Consider the following 23,999-nt stretch of genomic DNA (forward strand, 5'->3'; position numbering starts at 1 on the left):
CATTTCGGATAGGAACTCCTCCGGCAACACACGCCATGTCCAGGCGCTGCCGAGGCTTGCCGGAACTCGGTGAGCGGCATCCGCGACGAGCGTTATGTCCTGTACCGGACCGGGATCGCCACCGCCCGTCGAGGTTCCGCCGACTCTGCGCCGCCCGGTTCGGTCAGCGCGATCAGCGGCAGAAGCAGACTTGGCCGGGGCTTGGTATTTCGCCCGAGAATCGTCTAGAGGGAACCCACTTGACCGCCCTCGCAGACGGTCGGGCCAGCCATACCGGTCACCGGGTGACCGCCGGTCACCGCACACAGCAGATACCCCAACGCGCTGGTGATGGTCCCCGGCTGCACACCCTGCTGGGCGCTCCCGGTGCCCGCGATCGGATCGAGGCAAGGCAACGGACTCGCCGCTGCCGTACCCAGGGCGGAAAGTCCGATTCCGGCCGAAACAATCGCTACCACAGCCATTTTCATCGGCGTCAGGGTCATTTGGGCAACCTTCGCTCATCACAACATGCCAGACGGACGATACACTTTCGAAGCCCAAATGAAACACGCTTACTTCAACATTTCGGGGCACAACTTTCCCGGAAGCGGCAGAGGCAGCAGCGCCCATACGCCGCAGGGCGCTCGCCCTTCGTCAGTCACGCGTGTTCGGCCGGACACGCCAAGGCTGCCGAATACTGTCGGTCAGCGTCGATAAAGTGCACCCGTTCACCAGATCGAGAGGCGCACTGTGAAATTGGCTCTTGTTGGAGCGCTCGTCTCCCTCGCCGCTCTCGTCGGCACCGCAACGGCCGGTGCCTGGGCGTACGACCCGGACACGGTCATCATCGTCGGCGCCGACGGGAAGGACGTGACCTACGGCCAATTCGTGGCAATGTCCGCGATATCCGTCAGCGATGTCAAGCAGGCGGGCGGATGCGAGGCGAAGTTGCGACGCTCCCTCAACGCCGACGGCACTCCCAACGACGGATCGACCTTGCCGCTCGGCCTGGACCCCCTGATCTCCGCGTGCAACGAGGGAATCGCGGGACGCTGACGTCGATGACCGCGCGGGGAAGGCACTTTCGTCTTCCCGCGCCTTCCGCACCACAGTTTCGGTACCTTGGCAGCGCCGCGGCAGTCGATCTTCAGCCGTCAACGATCGATTCGGTTCGGCACCAATGGGTTTCGGTGGCGCTTCATTCGCCCAGTTGGACGGCTCGGCGTAGGTCGGCCACGTACGCCTCGGGTTGTTCCCAGGCTGCGAAGTGGCCGCCCGCAGGGTGTTCCACGTAGTCGCGGATGTTCAGGAACGCCTCGGCGTAGCTTCGGGGCTCCGGTTTGATGTCGCGCGAGAAGACGGAAAGCACTGTGGGCGTGTCGATCCGGGCAGCGAAGGCGGCCGGTTCGACATAGGTGGCGAACGAGGTGGCGATGGCGCCGGTGGCCCAGTAGGCGGTTACCCAGGTGAGCAGGTCGTCGTCGGTGAAAGCTGAATCGTCGGACCAGGATTCCAGTTTCTCGACGATCCAGGCCGCGAGGCCCGCGGGTGAGTCGCCGAGCGCGATGGCGAGAGTGTTCGGGCGCGTTGACTGTTCGGCGATGTATCCACCCTCGGTTCGGAACCACTGCGCCGAGCGGTCGAGGTAGGCCACCGCGTCGGGCGCGAGCTGCGCGCGATCCGCCGTGAGCGCACGGAGTGGGGCGATGTTCGTGAGGTGCAGGGCGGTAACCCGGTCCGGGTGTTGTGCCGCAAGGATTTCCGCGATCATGCCACCTACGTCGCCGCCGGATACCGTGTAACGGGTGTAACCGAGCTCGGTCAGTGCGTCCGCGACGATCTCGGCGATCCGGTTGACCGACATCGCCGAACCTTCGAGCGGGGCCGCGAACGGGAAGCCCGGCAGCGCGGGAACCACCACGTTCAGGTCCGCGAGCAATGGCAGGACACGCTCGAACCGCAGCACCGAGTCGGGCCAGCCGTGCAGTAGTACGACGACCGGGGCGTCGGGCGACACGGACCGTCGATGGATCACCCGGAGCTCGGTGCCGCCCGCTTGCACTGTTACCCAAGGCAACTCGGCGATGCGACGCTCGTGCACGCTCCAGTCGTATCCGTTCACCCAGCGTTCGAGCAGCTGGTCGAGGCGAGCTCCGGTGATGCCCCGCGTCTCGTCGGCACTCCACGGCGTCGTGACACGCCGCGTCCGCTGGAGTCGTTCCCGTAGGTCATCGATCATGTGTATCAGCATACACATCGATGTGTATGCTGATACACATGACTTCGCGCAACGCGGCCACCACCAAACAGCGCATCCTGGAGCATGCGCAACGCCAGTTCGCGCAGAACGGATATGCGGCAACCACAGTCAAGGGCGTTGCCGATGCGGCAGGTGTGTCGCCCAACCTCATCACCCGCTACTTCGGTGGCAAGGAGGGCATCTTCTTGGCGGCGACGCGGGTAGAGATCCCGGTCTCGAATTCCTTCGACGGCAACCGTTCCGAGCTCGGTTCACGCCTCGCGGCAAGCATCGTCGAGCGCTGGTTCGGTGCGCCAGAAGAGGATCCGCTACTCGTGCTGCAACGCGCATCCGGCGAACGCCCGGAAGCGGCTGAGGCACTTGCCGTATTCCTCGACACCAACTCACTGCAGCCGCTCTACCACTACCTGCGCGACAGCGGCCTGGACGACGCCGACGCCCGCGCGCGAGCCGCCGCGATCGACGCCTTCGTCCTGGGCGTATCAACTCGTCGACGAGTGCTGCGTTCCGAACTCGGCGACCCTGCCGAACTCCAGACTTGGCTGAGCACCACCATCCAACGCCTCACCGACGGGTGATCCGAGACGTTCCGGCACGATGACGGGTTCCGCGCGACGCCGGATCGCCACGGCCAGTTGATCTTTCGCAGCGGCGCACTGTCCGGTTGGGTCAGCGCGACCAGCGGCATTATCGTGCGTTCGATGTGGGCCGAACCCGCGCTCTCGGTCGGCCCGGCCTGTCGAAATTTCGGCTTGGAGAATTCTGCCTGGCGCGCTGCGCGACCCAGACGCGTCGGTCAGAGGAGGACGCCGCCGGAGACTTCGATGCGCTGGGCGGTCATCCAGCGCAGGTCCTGCGAGGCCAGCGTGGCGATGGCGTCGCCGATCTCCTCGGGTTCGCCGACGCGGCCGAGCGCGGTCTGCCCGGCGAGACTCTGGCGCATCTCGGCGTCATCGCGCATGGCACCGCCGTTGAAGTCGGTGGCGGTCGGCCCCGGGGCAATGGCGTTGACCCGGATGCCACGGGGGCCGAGTTCCGCGGCCAGAGTGCGGCTCAGAGCCTCGACGGCGGCCTTCGAGGCGGAGTAGACCGAGGTCGCGGGACTGGTGTGGCGAGTCAGCGACGACGAGACGTTGATGACGCTGGCGCCCTGCGCCAGCAGCGGCACCAGCGACTGGATGAGGAAGAACGTGCCCCGCACGTTCGTGCCGAACACCGTGTCGAAGTCGTCGGCCGTGACAGTTTCCAGCGGGCCGAAGACACCCACCCCCGCGTTGTTGACCACGATATCGAGTTGTGAAGCCCCCCAGCGCTCGAGCAGTCCGCTCAGCTCGGAAGTGAAGGCTCCGAAAGAGGGGACGTCGCTGATGTCGAGACGCACGACAGCGGCAACACCGCCCGCAGCGTGTACTTGCTGCGCCGTCTCCTCGGCCCCGGCCGCATCACCGCGATAGGTCACCACGACCCGCACCCCGCGCGCCGCCAGGGCAAGAGCCGTACTCCGACCCAAGCCACGGTTCGCACCGGTCACCAAGGCAATCCTGTCGACTGTCATCGGCTGCTCCCTCATCGCACGGCACCCGGGAGACGGCGGGTGCCGCAATCAGATGCGAGTCGCTCGACTCGCCTTTCCATTGCAGCGTAGGCATGCGAAAGGAGGTGAGTCAAGTGACTCGCCTCGGAGCTGGGGCATACTGCACGCATGGCAGCAGAGCTCTCCACCCATCACCGCCGCCTCGCCCAGCAAAAGCGTGAGGCGATCATCTCCGCAGCCACGGACCTGTTCCTTAACCACGGTTACGACGGCACTTCCCTGGCCCGCATTGCCGAAGGGGCGGCAGTCTCGAAGTCCACCCTGTTCAAGCAATTCCCTACCAAGGCAGCCCTTTTCGAGGCCATCGTCACCGAGTCCTGGCAGCGCGACGCGGGCGGCACTGTCGCACAGCCTCAGGTCGGAGACCTGCGTTCCGGCCTGACCTCCATCGGCCACCGCTACGCCGACCTGATCGGCCAGCCCGGTATGACGGCCCTGTTCCGCATCGTCATCGCCGAGCTGCCCCGCTTCCCGGAACTGGGACGGATGCAATTCCAGCTCGGCAAGCTGCCCTACTTCACCTCGGTCCAGCACTACCTCGAGTCGGAGCACGAGGCCGGCAACGCCGACGTCCCGGACGCCGAGAGCGCCGCCAACCAGTTCCTCGGGATGATCGCCAACTATGTCCTGTGGCCCCGCATGCTGCTGACCGACTGGAACCCCGCAGCCTCTGACATCCGCTACGCCGTCGAGCAGGCTGTAGAGACCATGCTGACCCGCTACACCACCGATCGACCAGCCTGATCCGAAACCGGAATTCGCACGCCCGCACCGGATGCCGGAGGCCCCGAGCCGATTACCAGTAGTCACAACCTTCCGATGACAAAAGCACTGCAATCGGCATTATGGTGCGTCACTGGAGCCGAGTTGATCTCTGCCCCTTGATCTTCCGGCGAGCCGCGCGGCCGCTCCGAACAGCGGGCCACGCGCCATTATCGGAGTGGATGTGCGGAACGCACTGGACCTTCTCCTTCGGCCACCACGGCATTCTGGTCACGGCCTACTCCTGCACCGCGTGCCCCGAGCAGACCTTGGGACACTTGATCATCGAACGGGAGTACGGCCCGGACCGGGCCGCCGACGTTCCGGTCGCCTTCGGCGACTACGACCTCTTCGGCTACCCGATCCACGAACTGGCCGAGGCTCTCAGCCCGCCGGACCGCAAGCTCCTACTGCCCGCCGACGTCAACCTCCACAGCACGCACTACCTCTCCGCCGTATACCTCGACTCCTGCGAAGGGGAGCGCGCGGAGCCCCGCGGGGCTCAGACTCACACTGCCAGTCGATCTTCCGACGTGCCACGCTGACAGGTCCCGATCCGCGCGGTATGCGGCAGGATAGTGCGCTTGCTCGGTATCCCGCCTATGCGCTGTGGCGGATCGGCACCCGGAATGCAGTCGATCGACGGAAGAGGTACCGGGATCGCGGCGGCGACGATTCTCCATATCGGGATCGACATGAACCAGCCCTGACACCCGATGAGAGAAGGCACCGATGACTACTTCGAAACTCCCCGTCATATTCATCCATGGCCTGTGGCTGCACCCCGATTCGTGGCAGCCGTGGGTCGCGAAGTTCGCCGAAGGCGGATACTCGGGCATCGCCCCAGGCTGGCCCGGAATGCCCGCGGACATCGCTGCCGCGCGGGCGAACCCCGAATCGATCGCCGATCACGGGATCGAGGACGTGGACAATCACTACAGCAAGATCATCGCCGAGTTGCCGGTGAAGCCGATCCTGATCGGTCATTCCTTCGGTGGCCTGATCGCCCAGAAACTCCTGGGTGAAGGCAAGGCCGCAGCGGCCGTCGCGATCGACGCCGCCCAGATCAAAGGTGTTCTGCCGCTGCCTCTTTCCTCGTTGCACGCCACCCTTCCGGTGTTCAGGAACCCCGCCAACAAACATCGTGCGGTATCGCTGAGCCAGGAGCAGTTCCGCTATGCGTTCGGCAACGCGCTCAGCGAAGAGGAGTCCGCTGAGCTGTACCGCCGATGGGTGGTCCCCGCACCCGGTAGACCGCTGTTCGAGGCGGCGACGGCGAACTTCCTGCCGCACTCACCGGCTGCGGTGAACACCGATCGAGACGCGGACGCGCCGCTGCTATTGATCGCTGGCGGTCAGGACCACACTGTCCCCGAGGTCATCACAACTGCCACGTTGAAGCAGTACCGCCACAGCCAGGCTCCGACCGACATACTCACCTTTCCCGATCGTGGTCACTCGTTGACCATCGACAGCGGCTGGGTCGAGGTCGCCGACGCCGCCTTGTCCTGGCTCGCGGCCCAGGGCCTGTGATGAATACCGTTCGCGCGCTGAGGACTGCGGAGCAATGACCGAACATCAACAACTCGCGATCGCTCGCCGCTGGTTCACCGAAGGGTGGCTGACCAACGTCGAACTCGCCCAGGAGTACTTCAGCCCGGATCTGATAACCAACGGCGTACGGGTCGGGGTCGACGGGCCCAAGAAGCGGATTCTCGATCGCCGCAACGGTTTTCCTGACCTGAGCACCGAAATTCTCCTACTGCACGCCCACGCGGACCTCGTGGCCATTCATCTTCTCTGGCGCGGCACCCACACCGGCACCTACGGAGGCGTGCAGGCCACCGGCAAACCCGTGGAGATCTCCGATATCGCCCTGTGGCGTTTCGAGAACGGCAAGGTTGCCGAAATCCGCACTCTGCAAGACCAATTCGGTCTACTCACCCAGATCGGCTACCTGCCGTCAGACGTCTACGCCGCGTGAAATGCCTCATCGGGTGACAACCGTATCCACCGCTCCACCCCAATCAGCCCCTGCACCATCGAAGGAGTCATCATGACCGCCCTGCCCGCTTCCGAACTCGTCCTGGTCCCCGGTGCCACTCTCATCACCGCGACCCCCGAAGAAGGCCGGGCGCTGGCCCTGGCCCTGGCGCGACACACCATCCACAACATCCAGCCCGATCTCGACAAGCTCGAGGAAGGCCGCCCGATCTATTCGGTCAATCCCGACAGCCTCATCGCCGCCGGACATGTGGTGGCCGTGGAGTTCCAGACCATCGCCGCCGCCAACAACTACTGGCGTGACTGACATTCCATCGGCGCGCTGAGAAGCCTTCCTGCACTTCGGCAATGACAAAGGCCCGGGGCCAGATCGAACGATCTGACCCCGGGCCTTTTCGTGCAGGCCGTTGAGCCGCAGGGCTATTCGCCGCTATCGCGCGCGAGTTCGGCTCCTCGCGCAGACGTGCGCACACTGTCGAGCTCCCGGTCGAGGGAAAAGCTCAGCACGGTGCGGATTCCCACGATCGCGGCGAGTACCGCGACACTCCCGAGGGTGGGTGTCGCGGCGACCGTGCGGATGATGTCGGCGCCGACCAGCAATTCGAGCCCGAGCAGAATCGTCGATCCCAGCCGCACCCGCAACCAGCGGTAGGTCCCGGGGATTTTGCTATAGAGCCGGGGCACTGCCGCGAGCAACGTGGCCGCCGTCCCGGCAACGATCACCCCGACACCGAGCGCGTCGATCGCTCGGCCCGCACCTTCGACGATCACCGCGAAACTCATCGCATTTCCTTTCCGTCCCAGCGGCATTCACCATGTGGGGACGTAGCCGCCGTCGATGCGGAAGTCGGCACCGGTGATGTTGCCGCGATCGCGCGCCAGCATCAGCGCGAGTTGCGCGATCTCCTCCGGTGTGGAGAAACGGCCGGTGACCATGGCGGCGGTCGCGGTCGCGGTGACCTGTTCGGCAGTGATTCCCGCGCTGCGGCTCACGGTGGCCGCGACTCCGTCCTCGGCCAGCCACAGATCGGTCGAGACCGGCCCGGGGCTGATGGTATTGGCCCGAATCCCGTGCGCGGCGAACTCTTTGGACAGCGCCTTGGTGAAGGCGGAGAGCCCCGCCTTGGCGGCGCTGTAGTCCACGACCAACGGTTCGGGCAGGCTCGCGTTGACCGAGCTGATATTGATGACGCTGCCGCCACCGGCCTCGATCATCAACGGCAGCACCTGACGGGTGGCCCGCACCGCCGCGAGCAGGTTCAGCTCCCAACTCATACGCCAGTCCTCGTCGGTGATCGCCAAGAACCCCTGGGTGCGGGCCGGTGCGCCACCGACATTGTTGACCAGCACATCGACTCGCCCCTGCGCCGCGATGACCAGATCAGCGATCGCGATCGGATCGGTCATATCCGTGGCCACGAACCGCGCCCGTCCCTGATCGACCAGCACATCGAGCGCGAAACTCGGCGCCCGCGCGCCGGCGATCACGAACGCGCCCGCATCGGTGAGCGCGCGCGCGATCGCCAGACCGATTCCCCGGCTCGCGCCGGTCACCACGGCCGTTCGGCCGGCCAGCTCTGATTCCATCATTGCTCCCGAGATTGAACGGATTTCGATGCGATCACTGCTGATCGAGTGCGGCGACCGCGTCGAGCACGATCGCGGTGACGGCCTCGGGGTGCGAGACCATGACCGCGTGCGAGGAGTGCACCCGCTCGATGTGCGCGCCCGCCCGCGCGGCCATGAACTCCTGCCCGGACGGCGGAATCGCCTTGTCGTCCAGGGTGATCAGATCCCACGACGGCAGCGTCCGCCACGCCGGTGGGCCCGACGGTTCGAGCTGAGCGATCAACGCCAGCGGGTGCTGGGTCGCGGCCATTCGTGCGGCGACGGTGGGTGCTACGTCGGCCGCGAAGACCGCAGGGAAGTCCTGGGCTTTGATGTAGACATCGGCGTCGATCAGGCTCGAGCGCGGCCGGATATCGAGGGTCGCCGGTCCCAAGAGCGCACCAGGGTAGCGAATCGGATCCACCACCGTGGTGATGTTCTCCCCGGCGTCAGGCACGAATGCCCCCACATACACCAGCGACCGCACATTGGGCAGATCCCGGGCGGCGTTGGTGATCACCGCCCCGCCATAGGAATGCCCGACCAGCACGATCGGGCCCGGAATCGATTGCAGCGCAGCACGTATCGCCGCCGCATCGTAGGCCACACCCCGCAGCGGATTGTCCAGCGACAGTGCCGAATACCCGCGACCGCGCAGGTCGGCGATGGTCGCATCCCAACCGCTCGAGTCCGCGAACGCGCCGTGAACGAACACGATCGTCGGGGCTTGTGGCGGTGAGTCGGCGGCAGCGGTTGCCGGTGCCAGCGCGATCGCGGCGGCCATCGCCGCAGCCAGAAGCGGACGGTGCCAGCTGTGGTTCGTGTTCATCGGATGCTCCTGGTGGGTTGTTCGAATTCGGTGCCGAGCGCGGGAAAGGCGAAGGCGCGGTTCATGACTGCGGCTTCGCTCGAACGACTGCTGCGGCGGGCTCGGCGGTCAATGCCGCCAGCAGCGCCGAATCGTCCAGATACACGGTCAGTCCGAGGATTCGGCCGTCGTAGACCTTCCAGACCTGGACCTCGGGCACATCGAAGGCGACTCCCGTCGCCCGTGCGGTTCCGTGGCTGCGGCCGATCTGTACGACTCGGTCACCGGCGACGAACAGCTGGCCGACTTCGATCTGACTGTCCAGGGCGGTTCGCACACCTTCGAGGAAGGTCTGCAACCCGGACAGGCCACGGTGATAGCCCCCGTACGGCAGCAGCTCGCTCTGGAAGATCTCGACATCGGGGTCGGTGAGCTCGGCCAGTGCCTGCACGTCACCGGCAGCCAGGGCCGCGTAGACGCGCTGCACAACATCGATTACTGATTCGGTATTCATGGCTGCAACGCTGCCGAATCAGTCACCCGTATCGCTTCGGTCGATCGACTGCGCTCGTCGGTATTCAGGCGGCCATGCTCTGGTCCATCTGCCGGTCGCTACTCGGGTGAGGATGCCGTCCCGGATGCGGGCGGGGTGGTGTTGAGGCGGTCCGACAGCTGTGCGCGGGTGGTGATGCCGAGTTTGGGGAACGTCCGATACAGGTGCGAGCCGACGGTGCGATGGGACAAGAACAGCTGTTCACCGATCTCGCGGTTGGACAGTCCCCGCGCGGCGAGTGTGGCGATCTGAAGTTCCTGGGGTGAGAGCACTGCGAGCGGACTGTCCCGGGGCGCGATACGGGGCCGTTCGCCCGCCGCACGGAGTTCGGCGGCGGCCAGCCGGGACCAGGCGCCCGCGCCGATCGCGTCGAAAACGATTGCCGCCGAACGCAGATAGGCCCGGGACTCGCTGCTCCTGCGCTGTCGGCGCAGCCAGGTGCCGAAGGCCAGTTCGGTGCGGGCGCGTACCCACGGCCACCGCATGAGTTCGGGTGCGGCCAACGCTGTCTGGAACCGACTCTCGGCTTCGAAGTCCTCAGCCAGGACCGCGCGCGCGTACTGCAGATGCAGGCGCAGCATCGGCGCGGGGGTGAGCTGTGCGACCTGCTCCAACTGTTCGATAATCTCGCGGCCCTCGGCGAAACGGCCTGCGTGGCGGGCGGTCTCGGCGACGAACATGACCGCGGCGATGCGTTCGCGCGGATGGAAACTCGAGGAGGCGGGGTCGAACGCGATCACGAACGCATCGAACGCCTCGCTATGACGGCCCGCGCTCAGCAGGGCATAGCCGCGGGCCAGCTGCGCACACGCGAGCACCACATTGGAGGCGCTGAAGATCGGATGTGCGAAGGACTGGTCCGCGAGATCGAAGGCGCGGTCCAGATCGCCGCGCAGCCCGACCAGACGCGCCTCGTTGATGATCTGACCGTCTCCCCAGAAGGGCTGGTCCGTCTCGGCGGCGATACGGCGGCCCTCCGCGAGCGCGGCGTCGATCCGAGCCCAGTCGCCCAGGTCGAGGCGGACCGCACATTGCACGCCCAATACCAGTGGGAGCAAACCCATCTGGCCGCGCTCACGCAGCAGGTTCTCGGCCCGGTCGAGATATGCCGCTGCGCGGACCTGGTCGCCTACCGCGTGTGCGGCGGTACCGATCAAGCGCAATGCTGCCGGATCATCGATCGATTCAGGTTCCAAGCGCGCCAGGCGTCCACACACTTCGGCTCCGCGAAGAATCGGTTCAGCGCATGCCAGAGCAGCCAGATGCCGTGGATCTGCGACTGCTTCGTCGAGCTCGTCCAGAGCGCGGGCCACCTCGGCGCGCGATTGCGCTCCGGTATCGGCCCACCAGCAGCGCAGGGCAGCGACGTTCAACAGATCCAGGGCCAAACTGGTGTCCCCGGCGCGGTGGGCGTCGCGGGCGCTCTCGCACAGCCGCAACACCCGTGCCGTGTCACCCGGTGGCACTTCGTTGAGAGTCTCGCGCAGCAGCTCGACCCGGGCCGCTTCCATCGCGGATGGTTCGTCGTGCGCGACAGCGGTGATGAGCCGTCCGATGATCTCGGGACGGCCGAGACCGAACGCGTGCTCGGCGGCGAGCAGCCGCCGACGCCCACGTCTCGCGGAGTCGACCGTGAGCTCAGCGGATCGTTCCAACGCCCAGATCGCTGAGATCACCGAACCGCGACTCAGCGCCACCGTGTGCCCGGCATCCAACTCGTCGGCTACTCCGTCGTCGGTGCCGACGATCGAGTGCGCACGATGCCAGGTCCTGCGGTAGGCATCCGCACCGACCGCGCCGGCCAGCGCGCCGTGCGCGGCAAGCCTGCGCCCCAGCGACTCGGACAACTCGACCGCCGAACGAATCAGCGGGTGGCAGAAGGAGATTCGGACCGGGTCGAGCTGAACCAGCCGGGCCCGAACAGCAGGCTCGAGGTCCTCGACGGTCGCGCTCACACCCGCGAGTGTTGAGGCCGCAGCCAGAATCTCGGGCAATTCATCACGTGTGGCGAGAGCGGCGATCAAGAGCAGATCGCGGGTCAGCTGCGGCAGTACCGGTAGGCGACCGGCGAAGGTCCGTTCGAGTCGCGCTGTCAGAGCAGGAATCTGGGCACCGCCGCGAGTGGCGGGCGCACCGGCCGCCCGCCATGCCGCGGGCAATTCGACCAGGGCGAGCGGGTTACCGAGCGAGGTCCGCAGGATCTCCTCCTGGGCAGTGGAGCCCAGATCAGCCGCATTCGCCGCGAGCACCTGGCGAGCGGCATCCTCGCCCAACCCACGCACGATCAGCTCGGGAAACCCGGCCGTCGCGAACGGGCCGTCGTGACCGGGACGGAACGCGCCCAGCACCGCGATCGGATCTCGACCGACTCGGCGCGCGACGAACGTCAGGACGGTCTCACTCGGCTCGTCCAACCATTGGACATCATCGACCACCAACAGCAGTGGACGCTCCGACGCGGCCTCCGACAACAGGTTCAGCGCCGCCAGCGCGATGAGGAACAGCTCCGGCGGCGGCCCGTCGTGCATACCGAATGCGGTCAGCAGCACACGGCGCTGCGCCGGTGCCAACGTATCGAGCTTGCCCAGCACAGGCATCAGAAGTTGATGCAGGCCAGCCAGCGGCAGTGTTCGCTCCGATGCGACGCCTGCGGTATCGATAACCGCGAACCCGAGGTCCTCGGCATGCTGTGCCGCAGCATGCAGCAACGTCGATTTGCCGATCCCGGCATCCCCGACCAGGGACGTGGCACCTCCACGATCGCCCACACCGGCCAGAAATGCGGTCAGAGCGTGTTTCTCGCTATCGCGGCCGAGAAGATTTTCGAACAACGAACTCACTCGCGGATCCTATGCGCGCAAATCCAATCGTGAAGATCGACCGCTTCGAGGTCCACGTGCGCATCACCCCACCGAACCACGAACCAGACGACATAGCCCAGTCGGAATGATCGAGTCGAACGTCCCAGGAGCGTTGACGTCCCGCACGCTGCGGACTTGCTCCGCGAAGAATGTCGCCCACGCAAACGCAACATCATCGGGCAATGGCCGATGACCTTCTGCGCGTTGGCCTTCGAGGGACTCTGGTGGAGATGGAGTCCCTTGCACGCCCGCTTCGCGCGGCCGGGGCTGTCGTCAGGATTCGGTGAGTCGCCCCGGGGCCACTCCCTGGGCGGATCAGATCCGTACATCCTGTCCAATTTGTCGCATATGTCCGATGTTCTCCGTTAGGTTGTTGAGTCACAACGATCTTGGAGGGGTGCGATGGTGGAACGGCTCGACGTAGGCAATGCGAGGGAGGGCATCGGCAGGACCGTCGGCAGTATCGGCAAGGCTGCGCGAAGCGCTTCATCTCAGTTCGCCGGGCAGGTCGGCAGCGCCAAAGACGTTGCCAGAGAACGGGTCGAGAAGCTGACGGCGAAAGGGCCGGACCCCTACGAAGTGGCCGTGGCGGAGTACAACGGCGTCTTCACGGCGATGGCCGACCGGGGCCTGTCTCTGTTGCGTCAGCGCGAACGTTCGACAGACCTGATCGAGCTGGTCGAGCAGCTGGTGAACAGCATCGCCAACACCCCGAAATCATTCGACACCGACTTCGACGAGATCGAGGTACATCGGAAGCGGTTCCTGCACGCGGAGGATTTCGCTCAGAAAGAGCTGGAAGCGGCGCGGTTGTCGGCTGCGGGTGCCGGCGCCGGGTTCGCGGCGGGCACCGCGCTGGCGGGTCTGGCGCCGTCGGCGGCGATGTGGGTCGCCACGACCTTCGGGACGGCTTCGACCGGCACCGCGATCTCGACCCTTTCCGGGGCGGCAGCCACCCAGGCGGCACTGGCGTGGCTCGGCGGCGGCGCGCTGGCCGCCGGTGGCGGCGGCACCGCGGCAGGCACCACACTGCTCGCGCTGGCCGGCCCGATCGGCTGGACCATCGCCGGCGCAACGCTGCTCGCGTCGATCGCGCTGTTCGCGAAGAAGAAGTTCGAGAGCCGAGAGGCGAAGCACGAAGCGCTGACTGCGATAAAGCGCAACACCACCCTAGTCGAAGGCATGGATGCTCAGATCGACGATCTCCTTCAGCGGACGACCCTGCTCCGCGAAGGGCTGGTGAAGAGTTACGGCGAAGCGCTGGTGTACTTCCGCGCCGATTTCCAAACGCTCGCCCCTGCCGGGCGGTCGACACTCGCTGCGCTGGTGAACAACACGAAGTCGTGCGCGACCATGCTGAGCATGCGCATCGAACAGGATGCCGAGAGTGAGTGACGCTGCCGAGTTCGTCACGAACGCCCAGGAGCAGGCCGTCGCTTCCTGGGTGAGCTACCTCAACCAGCTCCGCGTGGACAACCTGCTGAGCGCGCTCGGCCAGCGGGACGAGCACCTCAGGGATGCGCTCGCCAGTGTCGATGAAGCCGTCAGGAAGATCGACCTCGAGGTGGTCGCCGCCAACCGCGGCGGACAGCACGGCATGCACGGCTTCATCGCCGAGATCGCCGAGGTCGGGATCGGCAACGCACGACAGCAGGTCCTCGGCCACGAGGCCGTCTACCAGTGGGTCAACGACAACGGACCCGTCGACCTGATGCGCGGAAGTGTCGAGATCCAGCAGAAATTCGTTGCGGCGGGAGGCCGCTACTCGCTGGGCGCGATCGCCGAGCACCTCCAGAAATATCCCGAATACGTGCGCAACGGTGGGAAGTACCAGATCCCCCGTGATCACTTCGAGGTGATCCAGCGGCTACATGCCTTGTCGCCCGAGGAAGCGGGCGAACTGCTGTCACGCAGCGGCGACGGGCCTTCCCTCCGAGACTGGCATCGGGTCCGAGTGTTCTTCCAGGGCGGATCGGTCGGGTTCGAATCGCTCGAACCCTCGACACTCGAGTACAGCGAGGTGCAGCGCGATGTCTACACCTCGACCATGGCGGCCGAAAGGGACTCGCTCCGTGCGACGGACCGGTCCCTGCGCGACGACGCCTACCAGCGCAGCCGACCGACGCTGCGAGAAGGAGGCGCGGTCGCGCTCACGGCCGCCGCGACCGAGGGCGGGACCACGTTCGTCTTGGCCGTGGTCGCCAAGCGTCGAGAAGGCAAGCGGCTCAATGAGTTCAGTGGGCGTGACTGGATCGACATCGCAGGCGAGACCGGCTCGGGTTTCAGTAAGGGCGGCGTCCGAGGACTGAGCATCTACGCACTCACGAATTTCACCGCGACCTCCGCAGCCGTCGCCAGCTCGATCGTCACCACCTCCTTCAGCATCGCCGAGCAAGCGAACAAGCTCCGCCGCAACGAAATCGACGAACTCGAGTTCATCGAAACCTCCGAGCTCATCGCATTGGAGGCCGCGGTACGCGCACTGTCCGCTTTCGTCGGCCAGGCGACCATCCCCGTTCCCATTCTCGGCGCCGTCATCGGCACCACGATCGGCACGGTGATGTACAAGGCCGTCGCATCGTCGTTGACGAAACGCGAAGCGGCGCTGATCAAGCGCTACCTCGACGAGCAGCGCACCCTCGACGGGCAACTCGCCACCGAGTACGAGGCGATACTGGATGCGCTGGACCACAGCATGTCCGACTATCTCGGACTACTCGAACGAGCCTTCTCGCCCGATGTGCGGGTCGCGCTCGTCGGATCAGTCGAGCTGGCAATGAAACTCGGTGTGGCTTCGAACGAGATCCTCGATTCCACTGCGAAGGTCGACGCCTACTTCCTCGACTAGCGACGTTCGACGAACAGGCGAGCCGCCGGGAACGCCGCAGGCCCGCACCGGTTTTCGGTGCGGGCCTGCGGCGTAGGCGACTAATGGGCGAACAGTTGGGCGGCGAGGTCCTTGGTGAGGATCTCGTAGGCCTCGGATTCGCGGTTGTACCACCAGGTTCGGTCGTCGGGTTCGGTGCGACCGGCGGCCTGGACGGCTCGGGTCGACGGGCGGAAGGTGGAGCTGCGGGGGATGTCGTCGACCACGTAGACGATGTCGGGGCGCTGGTCGGCGGACAGGGCGCGGACTGCTTCGGTGACGTCCTTCGGGGCGAGTTTGAAGCCCGCGCGGACGCTGACGGCGGCGACCGCCAGTACCCGGTCGCCGACGGGGACGGCGAAGGCCACCTCCATGTCGACGGCCTGGATCTCGTTGAGTACGTCCACGATCGGGTGGGTGTAGACGGGACCGCGGGGGGTGGGGATCACCGTGTCGCGGCGGTCCATCAGCCAGTAGTCGCCGTCGGAGTCGCGGCGGAAGAGGTTCTCCGTCGGCATCCAGGAGTCGCCGGGGGCGAACACGCCGCGCAGGCCGCCTGCCGAGAGGTCGACGGTGTCGGAGGCGGTGCCGATGAGCAGGCCCACCTCGTTGTCGGCGCAGCGGCGCGCGAAACCCGTGTCCTCGGTGAGGATTTCGTCGGTGCTCGGGTCGTAGGCGATGAGTTCGACCTTGGCGGTGCCGGGCACGGGGCGGCCCTTGGAGCCGACCTTCGCGCCGGACACGTTGGCCAGCACCACATCTCCCTCGATGGAGGCGTAGAACTCGAGCACGCTGGCGGGCGCGAAACGCTCCTGGGTGCGCCGCCACAGGCCCGCGGGCATACCGGAACCGATGAACAAGCGGATCGGATGCGGATGCCCGTTCGGGAAGGTGTCGGCGTCGAGGATGTCGCGCAGCATGGTCCAGGTGTAGGTGACCACGGTGACGCCGTAGCGGTGCACCTCCGCCGCGAACCGTGACGGCTCCAGCGAACGCGCCAGCGCGATGCGGCTGCCGCCGGCCACCGCGCCGCCGAGACTCACCAATAAGCCGGACGAATGGTACAGCGGCGCAAGGCAGTACACGGTGTCGTGCCGATCCAGGTCGGCCGCCGTCGCGGTGCCGAAGGCCGAGAGCGCCCAGCGATGGTTGGTCACGTACTTCACGTCGAACTTGTCGCCGGTACCGGTGACCAGGATGTAGGCCAGCTCGCGGGCCAGACCCGGATTCGGCCGGTACCAGGCGGGCAGGTCGATCGCGGCCGGATCGATCTGCTCCATGTCCACGACGTCCGCACCCGCGGGCACGTCCAGACCGCGCGCGTCGCCACCGCCCAGCACCAGCACCCGATGCCCGGTGGCGGCCGCACTGGCCAGGTTCTCCGGATCCGCGATCAGCAGCTTCGCACCGGTCAATTCGACCTTCGTGGACAATTCGCTGCCGGGCGCCAGCAGCACCGCGACCGCGCCGAGCCGCGAGAGCGCCGCGACGGCCGCCAGCGCGCTGGGCCGGGTCTCCATCACCACGCCGACCCGGGTGGCCGGGCGCACGCCGAGCGAGATCAGACCGCGCACCACATTGTCGATGCGCTGGTTGACCGCCTCCTGGGTGTGCACGCGGTCGTCGAAGAGGAACAGGTCGCGCTGCGGGGCGCGGCGGGCCTGCTCGGTGAGCAGGCGGCCCAGCGAGATCCGGGTGTGCGGCTGGATCATGCCCAGCCGGGTGAGGCGGGGCAGCGCGCGGGCGGCCTCGCCGGTGAGTTCGACGGTGCCGCGCAGGGTCTGCCCGGCCACGCCCTCGATGGTCTTGCCCAGGCTGGTGCCCGCCTCGGCGAGGCTGCCGAGAGCGTGCACGGCGCGGGTCAGCCCGGTGCCGGGGTTGCGGCGCGTCACCTCGGTGCTCATCCGCTGAACCTGCTCGGGCATCTCGCCGCCGGCGCTGAGGTGCAGCACCCAGTCGCGGACCACGGGCCAGGTGTAGCGGGTGGCGGTGGAACCGGAGACCAGTCCGAAATGTCCGGCCACAATGCTGGTTTCGTACACCTCGGCATTGGCGGCGGCGCGCACGATCCCACGCACCGCGGCGGGCTGGCCGATATCGTCGACCTCGCCGACGAACGCCAGGATCGGAGCCTTGATCTCCGCCAGCGAGATGAGCTGGTCGCGGATGACGAAGCCACCCAGCATCATTCGATTGTGCATGACGAACTGCTGCAGCAGGTCGGTGAGCGCGGGGCCCGGGTAGCCGAGCCAGCCGTCGGCCTCGAGGAAGCGCCGCTGGCGTTCCTTGGGCAGCAGCGCCTCGCGATTGTGCAGCTGGCGCAGGAAGTCCAGGCGCGAGCGGACGGTCTTGACCGGGTCCAGGGCCTGGAAGCCCAGGCGCACCATGGAATCGGTGATGGGCAGCCGGTTGAGCACGTGGTCGGTGAGGAAGTCGGCGGCGTCGGAGACCAGTCCGTGCGGCAGCCCGAAGGGCATGCCCGCCACCGCATCCACCGGGCTACCGAAGGTGACGATGGACTCGACGCCCTTGCCGAAGCGGTAGGCCGCGGTCTGGTATGCGAACATGCCGCCCTGCGAATAACCCATCAGGTGCACGGCATTGCCGGTGATCTCGTTGACCGTGTCGACGGCACTGCTGACCGCGAGCACATGGTCGGCGAGGTCACGGTCCATGCCGCCCTCTTCGGTCGCGGGCGAGCCGAAATCGACTACCCAGCAATCGATTCCGCCCTGGTGAAGAATGCCGACCGCGCCGTCCGCCGCGTTGACGTCCCAGATCTCGGCGGTGACCATGATCGGCGGCACCAAGACAACGACCGGTCGGTTTGGTGTGGCGTCATCCGGAAAGTAGTGCCGCAGGCGGTACATCCGCTTTCGCTCGACCACCTCGTACGGCGACGATTCGATCTCGTGAACCAGTCCCCCGAACCGGATCACCTCGAGTCCGTTCTGTGCGGTCGCGACCAAACGCTCGATCGGACCGACGACGGACCTCGTATTGAATTTCACGGCTTCACTCCCGGACATTTCATGCTGCTGACCAGCGCCATCCGCCCCGACGCGTCTCGATGAGCTTGCCATACCCACAGCCTATCGCGCAGGCACTGTGACGGGTGGCATGCGCCGAACCAAACCGGGCGTTCGGGGTTTACGCCCTACAGCAACATTCCAGGCATCATGTTTTGGCATTTCCCCCAACGCGCGAAGCGGAGGATCTACCATCGGTATCGCTGGAACGCACTGTCGCGCTTGTCAATTCACTCACTTGTCTAATTCCCGCAGGCCATGTCAGGCCTGCTAATTCGCCGTGGATCCACCGCAACCCATCGCGGTGGCCCTTCGAGGTGAGGACCGCAGCATGACCATCGAAATGCCCCTTCAGACCGAAAACGGCCAACGGAAAACCCTCAGTACCGCTGCCGCTCACCAGCTGGCACACACCACCAAATCCGAACCGCAGATGCAGGGCATCAGCTCCCGCTGGCTGACCCGATCCCTGCCGTGGAGCCAGGTCAAGGGCGGTGTCTACCGCGTCAACCGACGTCTCACCCATACCGTCGGCAACGGCGAGGTCGAATACATCATCAACGGTCCGCACGCCCGGGTCATCCCACTGGAACTGCAGGAGCTCCCGCAGCTGCGCGGCTTCGACGACGAGGAGATCCTGGCCACCGTCGCCGGTCGCTTCGAACAGCGGGATCTGCCCGCGGGCACCGTGGTCGCCGAATTCGGCAACCCGATGGATCAGGTGCTGCTCATCGTGCACGGCAAGCTGTCCAAGCTCGGCTCCGGCGACTTCGGCGAGACCACCCGCGTCGGCATGCTCGGCGGCGGCGACTTCTTCGGCGACCAGACCCTCACCGACCCGGACGCCATCTGGCCGGTGACCATCAAGACCGTCACCCCCACCACCATCCTGTCGCTCGCCCGCTCCACCATCGAGCAGCTCTCGGAGAACATTCCGGCCCTGGCCGAACATCTTTCGGCGATCGCCGAGGCCCCGTCCGCGCCGCAGAACAAATACGGCGAGGCCCAGATCAATGTCTCCTCCGGCCATCACGGGGAGCCCATCCTCGAGGGCACCTTCGTCGACTACGACTCGCAGCCACGCGAATACGAGCTCAGCCTCGCGCAGTCGGTGCTGCGGGTGCACACCCGCGTCGCCGACCTGTTCAACGATCCGATGGATCAGATCGAACAGCAGCTGCGCCTGACCGTCGAGGCCCTCTACGAGCGCCGCGAATACGATCTGGTCAACAATCCGGACTTCGGTCTGCTCAACAACTGTGATCTCAAGCAGCGCATCTACACCGAGGGCGGCGCGCCCACTCCGGACGATATGGACGAACTGCTGTCCATGCGGCGCAGCACCAAGCTGTTCCTGGCCCACCCCAAGGCCATTGCCGCGTTCGGCCGCGAATGCAGCAAGCGCGGCATCTATCCCGACCCGGTCGAGGTGGACGGCAGCCGGGTGCCGGCCTGGCGCGGCGTGCCGATCTTCCCGTGCGGCAAGATCCCGGTCAGCGACACCCAGACCACGTCCATCCTCGCCATGCGCACCGGCGAGAAGGATCAGGGCGTGATCGGCCTGCACCAGACCGGAATTCCGGACGAGTACGAGCCCAGCCTGAATGTCCGGTTCAAGGGGATCGACGACCAGTCGATCATCTCCTACCTGGTCAGCTGCTACTACTCGGCGGCCGTGCTGGTTCCCGACGCGCTCGGCATTCTCGACAACGTGCTCGTCGCCCGGCAGACCGACTGATCGGGTGTCCCGACATGTCGGTTCCCACCCCCGACGCGACGCCGCCCGCCACCTCCCAGGTGGCGGCGGCGGTCGCCGCACTGCTGAATTCCGGTATCGCACCGGCTGATTCGGGTCTCGCACCCGCCGCGGCCGAGGTCGATGCCGCCGAATCGCCGGGTCCCCGGCGATTGCTCGGCCCCTCGGGGCTGGGCGCACCGGCGCTGCGCATCAATCTCCCCACCCTCGAGACCCTCGCGGCGATCGCGGAGCAGGCGGCCCATCCGTCGACTCCGGCCGGTGGCGCGACAGCCCCACCCGCGCCACCGGCACCGGCCACCGAGAAACCGGCCCGGGGCCCGATCGCCCTGGGCCCCACCGGAATCGGATCGGGATCGGCGTACCGCCGGACGGGGTTGTCCGGCGGTTCACCTCCGGCCGCCACGGCTCCCGCGGATCCGCCTGCGCCGGAACGGATTCGGCGCTTCGTCCACGGGTCACCGGCACCCGGAACCGCCACGACCGGGCGGCAGTCGATACTGCCCCAGCTCTACAGCTCATCGCCCTAGCGCGCAGTACTTCCAGCGTCATATCACCCATTCGAGAGGATGACCTGCCATGACCGCGCTCCACCCCGATGCTTCCGACGTGCTCAAGACCGACTACCAGAAGTCGGTCGCGTCCTACTGGAACAACAACCCCAACGACGACAGAGTCAACACCAAGCTCGGTGAGGTGGACGGCATCTACCACCATCACTACGGCATCGGTGAACCCGATCTGTCGGTGTTGGAGGGGCCGGAGGACACTCGCCAGGATCGGCTCGTCAAGGAGTTGCACCGGCTCGAGCACGCCCAGGCCAACCTGCTGCTCGATCAGCTCGGCGACGTCCGCCCGGGCGATCAGCTGATGGACGGCGGCTCCGGGCGCGGCGGCACCAGCTTCATGGCCAACCAGCGCTTCGGCTGCCGGATGGACGGCGTCACCATCTCCGAGTACCAGGTCGGCTTCGCCAACGAGCAGGCCCGCGAGCGCGGCGTCTCCGACAAGGTGCAGTTCCATTTCAAGAACATGCTCGACACCGGCTTCGAGACCGGGTCCAAGCGCGGCATCTGGACCAATGAAACCACCATGTACGTGGACCTTTTCGAACTGTTCGCGGAGTTCTCGCGGCTGCTCGAGCCCGGCGGCCGCTACGTCTGCATCACCGGCTGCTCCAACGACGTCTTCGGGGCCCGTTCGGCGTCGGTGAGCTGGATCGACGCCCACTACGGCTGCAATATCCATCCGCGCAGCCAGTACTTCAAGGCCCTGGCCGCCAACAACCTGGTGCCGATCGCGGTGACCGACCTCACCGCGGCCACCATTCCGTACTGGGATCTGCGTACCCACTCCGAGCTGGCGACGGGTGTGGAGAAGCCCTTCCTGACCTCCTACCGGGAGGGCAGCTTCCAGTACCTGATGATCACCGCGGATAAGGTGGGCAGGTGACCGGCACCCTCGACGCATCCGACACCGCCTCGGCGACCGACCGTGAAGCCCTGCTCGTCGAGCTCGTCGACGAGCAGGGGCTGGCGGCCGGTGCGCTGACGGTGGCGGCGGCGCACACCGCGCCGGGACGGTTGCACCGGGCGTTCTCGGTGCTGCTGTTCGATGCGTCGGGGCGGGTGCTGCTGCAGCAGCGGGCGGGTGTGAAGACCCGCTTCCCGCTGCTGTGGACCAACACCTGCTGCGGGCATCCCGCACCCGGGCAGTCGGTGATCACGGCCGCCACCATCCGGCTGCACGAGGAGCTGGGCGTCACGGCTGCGCTGACCGAGGTCGGCACCTTCACCTATCAGGCCACCGACGCCGGGACCGGCCGGGTCGAATTCGAATTCGACCACGTGCTCACCGGAATCCTGGAAGACACCGTGCTGCAACCGGATCCGGCCGAAGTGGCCGATATCATCTGGGTCCGGCCCGACCTCCTCGCCGAAAGCGTCTCGGCCGCACCGGCGCGGTACACGCCGTGGCTGGGCGGCGTGCTCGAGACCATCACCCGGTCCGGATAGCCCGACCCGCGGCACCCGCCGCTCAGGCCAGGGCGGGTGCGCTCTCGGCGTCCAACAGCCAGTCGTTGGGCGCGAACAATTCGAAATGCACACGGTCCGTCGGGATTCCGGCGGCCAGCAGCTGCCCGCGCACCGACTGCAGGAAGCCGGTGCCACCGCACAGGTAGTAGTCGGCGTCGGTCGGCAGTTCCAGTCCGGACAGTTCCATCGGGCCGTGTCCGTCGGCCCGGTACCAGGCGCGGGCATAGCAGTCGCGCAGCTGCCGGGTCAGTCCGGCGACCTGCTCGCGCAACGGATGTGCGGTGGTGGAGCGATCCGCGTGCAGCACCATCGTGCGGCGCGCGGGGTTCTCGGCGGTCAGATGCTCCAGAATGCCGACCATCGGCGTGATGCCGATGCCCGCCGAGATCAGCACCACCGGGGTTTTCGCCTCGATGTCCACGGTGAGATCGCCGAAGGGCAGGGTGATTTCGAGCGTGTCACCCTCCCGCACGGTGTCGTGCAGCCAGCTCGAGACCTCGCCGGCCGGAGTGCCCTCCTCGGCCTCCACCTTGCGGACCGCGAAGGCCAGCAGGCCCAGTCCGGAACGGTTCACCAGGCTGTACTGACGCAGCTGCCGGGCGCCGTCGGCGAGTTGCGCACCGACCGAAATATATTGTCCGGGAAGGAATCCCGGCAGCAGACGCTCCGGATCCGTGGACTCCAGCACGAAGACGGCCACGCCGGACGGGTCGTCGATGCGGCGCACCACGCGGGTCTCGCGGAACACGTCACCGGGATCGGCCCCGGCCTCGTCGTAGAGTTCGCGCTCGAAGTCGATCAGGGTGGTCGCCATCAGCCAGTACACCCGATCCCAGGCGGCGGCGATCTCCGGCGACACCACGTCCGCGCCCAGCACCTCGACGATCGCGGCGAACAGATGTTCGTGCACGACACCGTATTCGGGCTCGGTGACCGCGAGCGACACGTGCTTGTGCCCGATGCGCGAGAGCAGCTCGCGCGGATGCGGCAGGTCCGGGTCGATCAGGTGGGTGGCGTAGGTGGCGATGGAGGCGGCGAGGGCCTTCTGCTGCGCGCCGTGCTGCTGATTGCCGCGATTGAAGCGGTCGCGCAACAACTCCGGATGCGCGGTGAACATCTTGCGATAGAACAGCGAGGTGATCTCGTCGATATGCGCGGCCACCAGCGGCAGCGTCGCGCGAATCACCTCGGCGTGCTCGGGCTCCAACTCGGGAACAAGAAGCAGAGCGGAATCCGGCGCGAGGCTCATGGGGTCTCCTAGGTGTCGATCAGGTTTCTCGCCGGGAAGACCGGCACATACAGCAGATCCACGGTGCGCTGGTCGACCAGATCCGCCAGCAGATAGCGATCGAGTTCGCGATAGAAGGCGTTCTGCGCGGTCGCGAGCACTCCTCGCAAACGGCAGGCATCCGCCAGCGGACAGGGGCTGTCGCCGACGCATTCGATGACTTCGGAATCGCATTCGAGCTGGCGGACAATGACGCCGATGGTGGTGGTGCGACCGGCCTGGGTCAGGAAGATCCCGCCCGTGCGGCCGCGCTGGGATTCCACGTAGCCGAGCTCGGCGAGGCGGGAGACCGCCTTCGCGACATAGTTCTCGGACGCATTGACCTGGCGGGCAATCAGTTTGACGGTGACCCGTTCCTCGGCGCCGTCGCCGACCGCCAGCCGCATGAGCGCCCGCAGGCCGAGATCGGTGAACCGGGAAAGCTGCATGCCCTCAACGTTAGTTATTCCGCCAAAGAAATCCATGTTTTGCGAGTGTGCGTTTTAATACGCATTCTCTCGGGGTTTATGTAACCGCCGACACATTCGAAGTGCTTGCGCATTGTTTGTCCAGCAAATCCCCGGCAGCGACCGGCATCGCCACCGGGGATCGC

Annotated in this window: 24 protein-coding genes; 13 read left to right on the forward strand and 11 right to left on the reverse strand. The window is 66.4% G+C overall.

Translation table 11 applies throughout. The annotated features are described in order from the left end of the window. Positions 1-224: 224 nt before the first annotated feature. Entirely contained in the window at positions 225-485 is a 261-nt protein-coding gene (locus tag OG300_RS18340) for a hypothetical protein (protein ID WP_405497527.1), read from the reverse strand. A gap of 253 nt (positions 486-738) precedes the next feature. Between OG300_RS18340 and OG300_RS18345 the strand changes: the two genes are divergently transcribed. Next, the gene (locus OG300_RS18345; protein ID WP_405497529.1) at positions 739-1,038 is read left to right on the forward strand and encodes a hypothetical protein; all 300 of its coding nucleotides are present in this window, start codon (positions 739-741) and stop codon (positions 1,036-1,038) included. 142 nt (positions 1,039-1,180) lie between these two features. Here OG300_RS18345 and OG300_RS18350 read toward each other — a convergent pair whose 3' ends face one another. Continuing rightward, positions 1,181-2,221, reverse strand: coding sequence for an epoxide hydrolase family protein (locus OG300_RS18350; RefSeq protein WP_405497531.1), 1,041 nt, complete (start codon positions 2,219-2,221; stop codon positions 1,181-1,183). A 38-nt stretch (positions 2,222-2,259) separates the two neighbouring features. Between OG300_RS18350 and OG300_RS18355 the strand changes: the two genes are divergently transcribed. Next, complete coding sequence (locus OG300_RS18355) at positions 2,260-2,820, forward strand: TetR family transcriptional regulator (protein WP_405497533.1); 561 nt, start codon at positions 2,260-2,262, stop codon at positions 2,818-2,820. Between the two features lie 218 nt (positions 2,821-3,038). On the opposite strand, the gene OG300_RS18360 is transcribed toward OG300_RS18355, so the two are convergent. Then, positions 3,039-3,797 (reverse strand): SDR family NAD(P)-dependent oxidoreductase, encoded by a 759-nt coding sequence (locus OG300_RS18360; RefSeq protein ID WP_405497535.1) that lies wholly within the window; start codon positions 3,795-3,797, stop codon positions 3,039-3,041. Positions 3,798-3,944: 147 nt separating this feature from the next. Here OG300_RS18360 and OG300_RS18365 point away from each other — a divergent pair, with 147 nt between their 5' ends. The 5 genes from OG300_RS18365 (at position 3,945) to OG300_RS18385 (ending at position 6,909) form a co-directional block, all read left to right on the forward strand. Continuing rightward, positions 3,945-4,580 (forward strand): TetR/AcrR family transcriptional regulator, encoded by a 636-nt coding sequence (locus OG300_RS18365; protein WP_405497537.1) that lies wholly within the window; start codon positions 3,945-3,947, stop codon positions 4,578-4,580. Positions 4,581-4,780: 200 nt separating this feature from the next. Next, positions 4,781-5,143, forward strand: a complete 363-nt coding sequence (locus OG300_RS18370) for a hypothetical protein (RefSeq protein ID WP_405497539.1) — start codon at positions 4,781-4,783, stop codon at positions 5,141-5,143. A 187-nt stretch (positions 5,144-5,330) separates the two neighbouring features. Next, positions 5,331-6,131 carry an alpha/beta hydrolase gene (locus tag OG300_RS18375; protein ID WP_405497541.1) on the forward strand — a complete coding sequence of 267 codons (801 nt, stop codon included), beginning with the start codon at positions 5,331-5,333 and terminating at the stop codon, positions 6,129-6,131. 34 nt (positions 6,132-6,165) lie between these two features. Continuing rightward, a complete protein-coding gene (locus tag OG300_RS18380; protein ID WP_405497543.1) occupies positions 6,166-6,582 on the forward strand; it encodes an ester cyclase in 417 nt (138 codons plus the stop codon). A gap of 72 nt (positions 6,583-6,654) precedes the next feature. Continuing rightward, positions 6,655-6,909, forward strand: a complete 255-nt coding sequence (locus tag OG300_RS18385; RefSeq protein ID WP_405497545.1) for a hexameric tyrosine-coordinated heme protein — start codon at positions 6,655-6,657, stop codon at positions 6,907-6,909. Positions 6,910-7,022: 113 nt separating this feature from the next. Here OG300_RS18385 and OG300_RS18390 read toward each other — a convergent pair whose 3' ends face one another. The 5 genes from OG300_RS18390 to OG300_RS18410 form a co-directional block, all read right to left on the reverse strand. Further along, positions 7,023-7,385, reverse strand: a complete 363-nt coding sequence (locus OG300_RS18390) for a DUF1622 domain-containing protein (RefSeq protein ID WP_405497547.1) — start codon at positions 7,383-7,385, stop codon at positions 7,023-7,025. A 27-nt stretch (positions 7,386-7,412) separates the two neighbouring features. Continuing rightward, positions 7,413-8,189, reverse strand: coding sequence for an SDR family NAD(P)-dependent oxidoreductase (locus OG300_RS18395; RefSeq protein ID WP_405498587.1), 777 nt, complete (start codon positions 8,187-8,189; stop codon positions 7,413-7,415). Between the two features lie 34 nt (positions 8,190-8,223). Beyond that, complete coding sequence (locus OG300_RS18400) at positions 8,224-9,039, reverse strand: alpha/beta fold hydrolase (RefSeq protein WP_405497549.1); 816 nt, start codon at positions 9,037-9,039, stop codon at positions 8,224-8,226. 61 nt (positions 9,040-9,100) lie between these two features. Beyond that, entirely contained in the window at positions 9,101-9,532 is a 432-nt protein-coding gene (locus OG300_RS18405) for a nuclear transport factor 2 family protein (RefSeq protein ID WP_405497551.1), read from the reverse strand. 98 nt (positions 9,533-9,630) lie between these two features. Then, the gene (locus OG300_RS18410; RefSeq protein WP_405497553.1) at positions 9,631-12,411 is read right to left on the reverse strand and encodes an AAA family ATPase; all 2,781 of its coding nucleotides are present in this window, start codon (positions 12,409-12,411) and stop codon (positions 9,631-9,633) included. Positions 12,412-12,834: 423 nt separating this feature from the next. On the opposite strand from OG300_RS18410, the gene OG300_RS18415 reads away from it, so the two are divergent. Together OG300_RS18415 and OG300_RS18420 are read left to right on the forward strand one after the other, a co-directional pair. Next, positions 12,835-13,827, forward strand: coding sequence for a hypothetical protein (locus OG300_RS18415; RefSeq protein WP_405497555.1), 993 nt, complete (start codon positions 12,835-12,837; stop codon positions 13,825-13,827). After that, a complete protein-coding gene (locus tag OG300_RS18420; RefSeq protein WP_405497557.1) occupies positions 13,811-15,280 on the forward strand; it encodes a hypothetical protein in 1,470 nt (489 codons plus the stop codon). The genes OG300_RS18415 and OG300_RS18420 overlap by 17 nt, the downstream gene beginning before the upstream one ends. A gap of 80 nt (positions 15,281-15,360) precedes the next feature. On the opposite strand, the gene OG300_RS18425 is transcribed toward OG300_RS18420, so the two are convergent. Further along, complete coding sequence (locus OG300_RS18425) at positions 15,361-18,327, reverse strand: AMP-binding protein (RefSeq protein WP_405497559.1); 2,967 nt, start codon at positions 18,325-18,327, stop codon at positions 15,361-15,363. A gap of 331 nt (positions 18,328-18,658) precedes the next feature. On the opposite strand from OG300_RS18425, the gene OG300_RS18430 reads away from it, so the two are divergent. Genes OG300_RS18430 through idi form a run of 4 tightly spaced genes read left to right on the forward strand, consistent with a single transcriptional unit; the run spans position 18,659 to position 22,098 of the window. After that, positions 18,659-20,065 carry a family 2B encapsulin nanocompartment shell protein gene (locus OG300_RS18430; RefSeq protein ID WP_405497561.1) on the forward strand — a complete coding sequence of 469 codons (1,407 nt, stop codon included), beginning with the start codon at positions 18,659-18,661 and terminating at the stop codon, positions 20,063-20,065. A gap of 14 nt (positions 20,066-20,079) precedes the next feature. Continuing rightward, the gene (locus OG300_RS18435) at positions 20,080-20,613 is read left to right on the forward strand and encodes a hypothetical protein (protein ID WP_405497563.1); all 534 of its coding nucleotides are present in this window, start codon (positions 20,080-20,082) and stop codon (positions 20,611-20,613) included. A gap of 49 nt (positions 20,614-20,662) precedes the next feature. Next, positions 20,663-21,535 (forward strand): geranyl diphosphate 2-C-methyltransferase, encoded by an 873-nt coding sequence (locus OG300_RS18440; RefSeq protein ID WP_405497565.1) that lies wholly within the window; start codon positions 20,663-20,665, stop codon positions 21,533-21,535. Beyond that, positions 21,532-22,098, forward strand: coding sequence for an isopentenyl-diphosphate Delta-isomerase (gene idi, locus OG300_RS18445; protein WP_405497567.1), 567 nt, complete (start codon positions 21,532-21,534; stop codon positions 22,096-22,098). The genes OG300_RS18440 and idi overlap by 4 nt, the downstream gene beginning before the upstream one ends. Before the next feature lie 22 nt (positions 22,099-22,120). Here the strand turns inward: idi and OG300_RS18450 are convergent, their stop codons facing one another. Both OG300_RS18450 and OG300_RS18455 read right to left on the reverse strand, forming a co-directional pair. Further along, positions 22,121-23,368, reverse strand: coding sequence for a globin domain-containing protein (locus OG300_RS18450; RefSeq protein WP_405497569.1), 1,248 nt, complete (start codon positions 23,366-23,368; stop codon positions 22,121-22,123). 8 nt (positions 23,369-23,376) lie between these two features. Continuing rightward, a complete protein-coding gene (locus OG300_RS18455; protein WP_405498588.1) occupies positions 23,377-23,835 on the reverse strand; it encodes an RrF2 family transcriptional regulator in 459 nt (152 codons plus the stop codon). Positions 23,836-23,999 lie beyond the last annotated feature (164 nt).

The sequence above is a fragment of the Nocardia sp. NBC_00511 genome (assembly GCF_045161165.1).
Taxonomy (GTDB): domain Bacteria; phylum Actinomycetota; class Actinomycetes; order Mycobacteriales; family Mycobacteriaceae; genus Nocardia.

What these genes read in the sequence shown, in the direction of transcription:
- OG300_RS18455 (WP_405498588.1), bottom strand. Translation starts at nt 23,835, where the DNA reads ATGCAGCTTTCCCGGTTCACCGATCTCGGCCTGCGGGCGCTCATGCGG.
- OG300_RS18440 (WP_405497565.1), top strand. Translation starts at nt 20,663, where the DNA reads ATGACCGCGCTCCACCCCGATGCTTCCGACGTGCTCAAGACCGACTAC.
- OG300_RS18420 (WP_405497557.1), top strand. Translation starts at nt 13,811, where the DNA reads ATGCCGAGAGTGAGTGACGCTGCCGAGTTCGTCACGAACGCCCAGGAG.
- OG300_RS18400 (WP_405497549.1), bottom strand. Translation starts at nt 9,039, where the DNA reads ATGAACACGAACCACAGCTGGCACCGTCCGCTTCTGGCTGCGGCGATG.
- OG300_RS18425 (WP_405497559.1), bottom strand. Translation starts at nt 18,327, where the DNA reads ATGTCCGGGAGTGAAGCCGTGAAATTCAATACGAGGTCCGTCGTCGGT.
- OG300_RS18340 (WP_405497527.1), bottom strand. Translation starts at nt 485, where the DNA reads ATGACCCTGACGCCGATGAAAATGGCTGTGGTAGCGATTGTTTCGGCC.
- OG300_RS18365 (WP_405497537.1), top strand. Translation starts at nt 3,945, where the DNA reads ATGGCAGCAGAGCTCTCCACCCATCACCGCCGCCTCGCCCAGCAAAAG.
- OG300_RS18390 (WP_405497547.1), bottom strand. Translation starts at nt 7,385, where the DNA reads ATGAGTTTCGCGGTGATCGTCGAAGGTGCGGGCCGAGCGATCGACGCG.
- OG300_RS18450 (WP_405497569.1), bottom strand. Translation starts at nt 23,368, where the DNA reads ATGAGCCTCGCGCCGGATTCCGCTCTGCTTCTTGTTCCCGAGTTGGAG.
- OG300_RS18355 (WP_405497533.1), top strand. Translation starts at nt 2,260, where the DNA reads ATGACTTCGCGCAACGCGGCCACCACCAAACAGCGCATCCTGGAGCAT.
- OG300_RS18380 (WP_405497543.1), top strand. Translation starts at nt 6,166, where the DNA reads ATGACCGAACATCAACAACTCGCGATCGCTCGCCGCTGGTTCACCGAA.
- OG300_RS18375 (WP_405497541.1), top strand. Translation starts at nt 5,331, where the DNA reads ATGACTACTTCGAAACTCCCCGTCATATTCATCCATGGCCTGTGGCTG.
- OG300_RS18430 (WP_405497561.1), top strand. Translation starts at nt 18,659, where the DNA reads ATGACCATCGAAATGCCCCTTCAGACCGAAAACGGCCAACGGAAAACC.
- OG300_RS18415 (WP_405497555.1), top strand. Translation starts at nt 12,835, where the DNA reads ATGGTGGAACGGCTCGACGTAGGCAATGCGAGGGAGGGCATCGGCAGG.
- OG300_RS18350 (WP_405497531.1), bottom strand. Translation starts at nt 2,221, where the DNA reads ATGATCGATGACCTACGGGAACGACTCCAGCGGACGCGGCGTGTCACG.
- OG300_RS18435 (WP_405497563.1), top strand. Translation starts at nt 20,080, where the DNA reads ATGTCGGTTCCCACCCCCGACGCGACGCCGCCCGCCACCTCCCAGGTG.
- OG300_RS18395 (WP_405498587.1), bottom strand. Translation starts at nt 8,189, where the DNA reads ATGGAATCAGAGCTGGCCGGCCGAACGGCCGTGGTGACCGGCGCGAGC.
- OG300_RS18385 (WP_405497545.1), top strand. Translation starts at nt 6,655, where the DNA reads ATGACCGCCCTGCCCGCTTCCGAACTCGTCCTGGTCCCCGGTGCCACT.
- OG300_RS18370 (WP_405497539.1), top strand. Translation starts at nt 4,781, where the DNA reads ATGTGCGGAACGCACTGGACCTTCTCCTTCGGCCACCACGGCATTCTG.
- OG300_RS18360 (WP_405497535.1), bottom strand. Translation starts at nt 3,797, where the DNA reads ATGACAGTCGACAGGATTGCCTTGGTGACCGGTGCGAACCGTGGCTTG.
- OG300_RS18405 (WP_405497551.1), bottom strand. Translation starts at nt 9,532, where the DNA reads ATGAATACCGAATCAGTAATCGATGTTGTGCAGCGCGTCTACGCGGCC.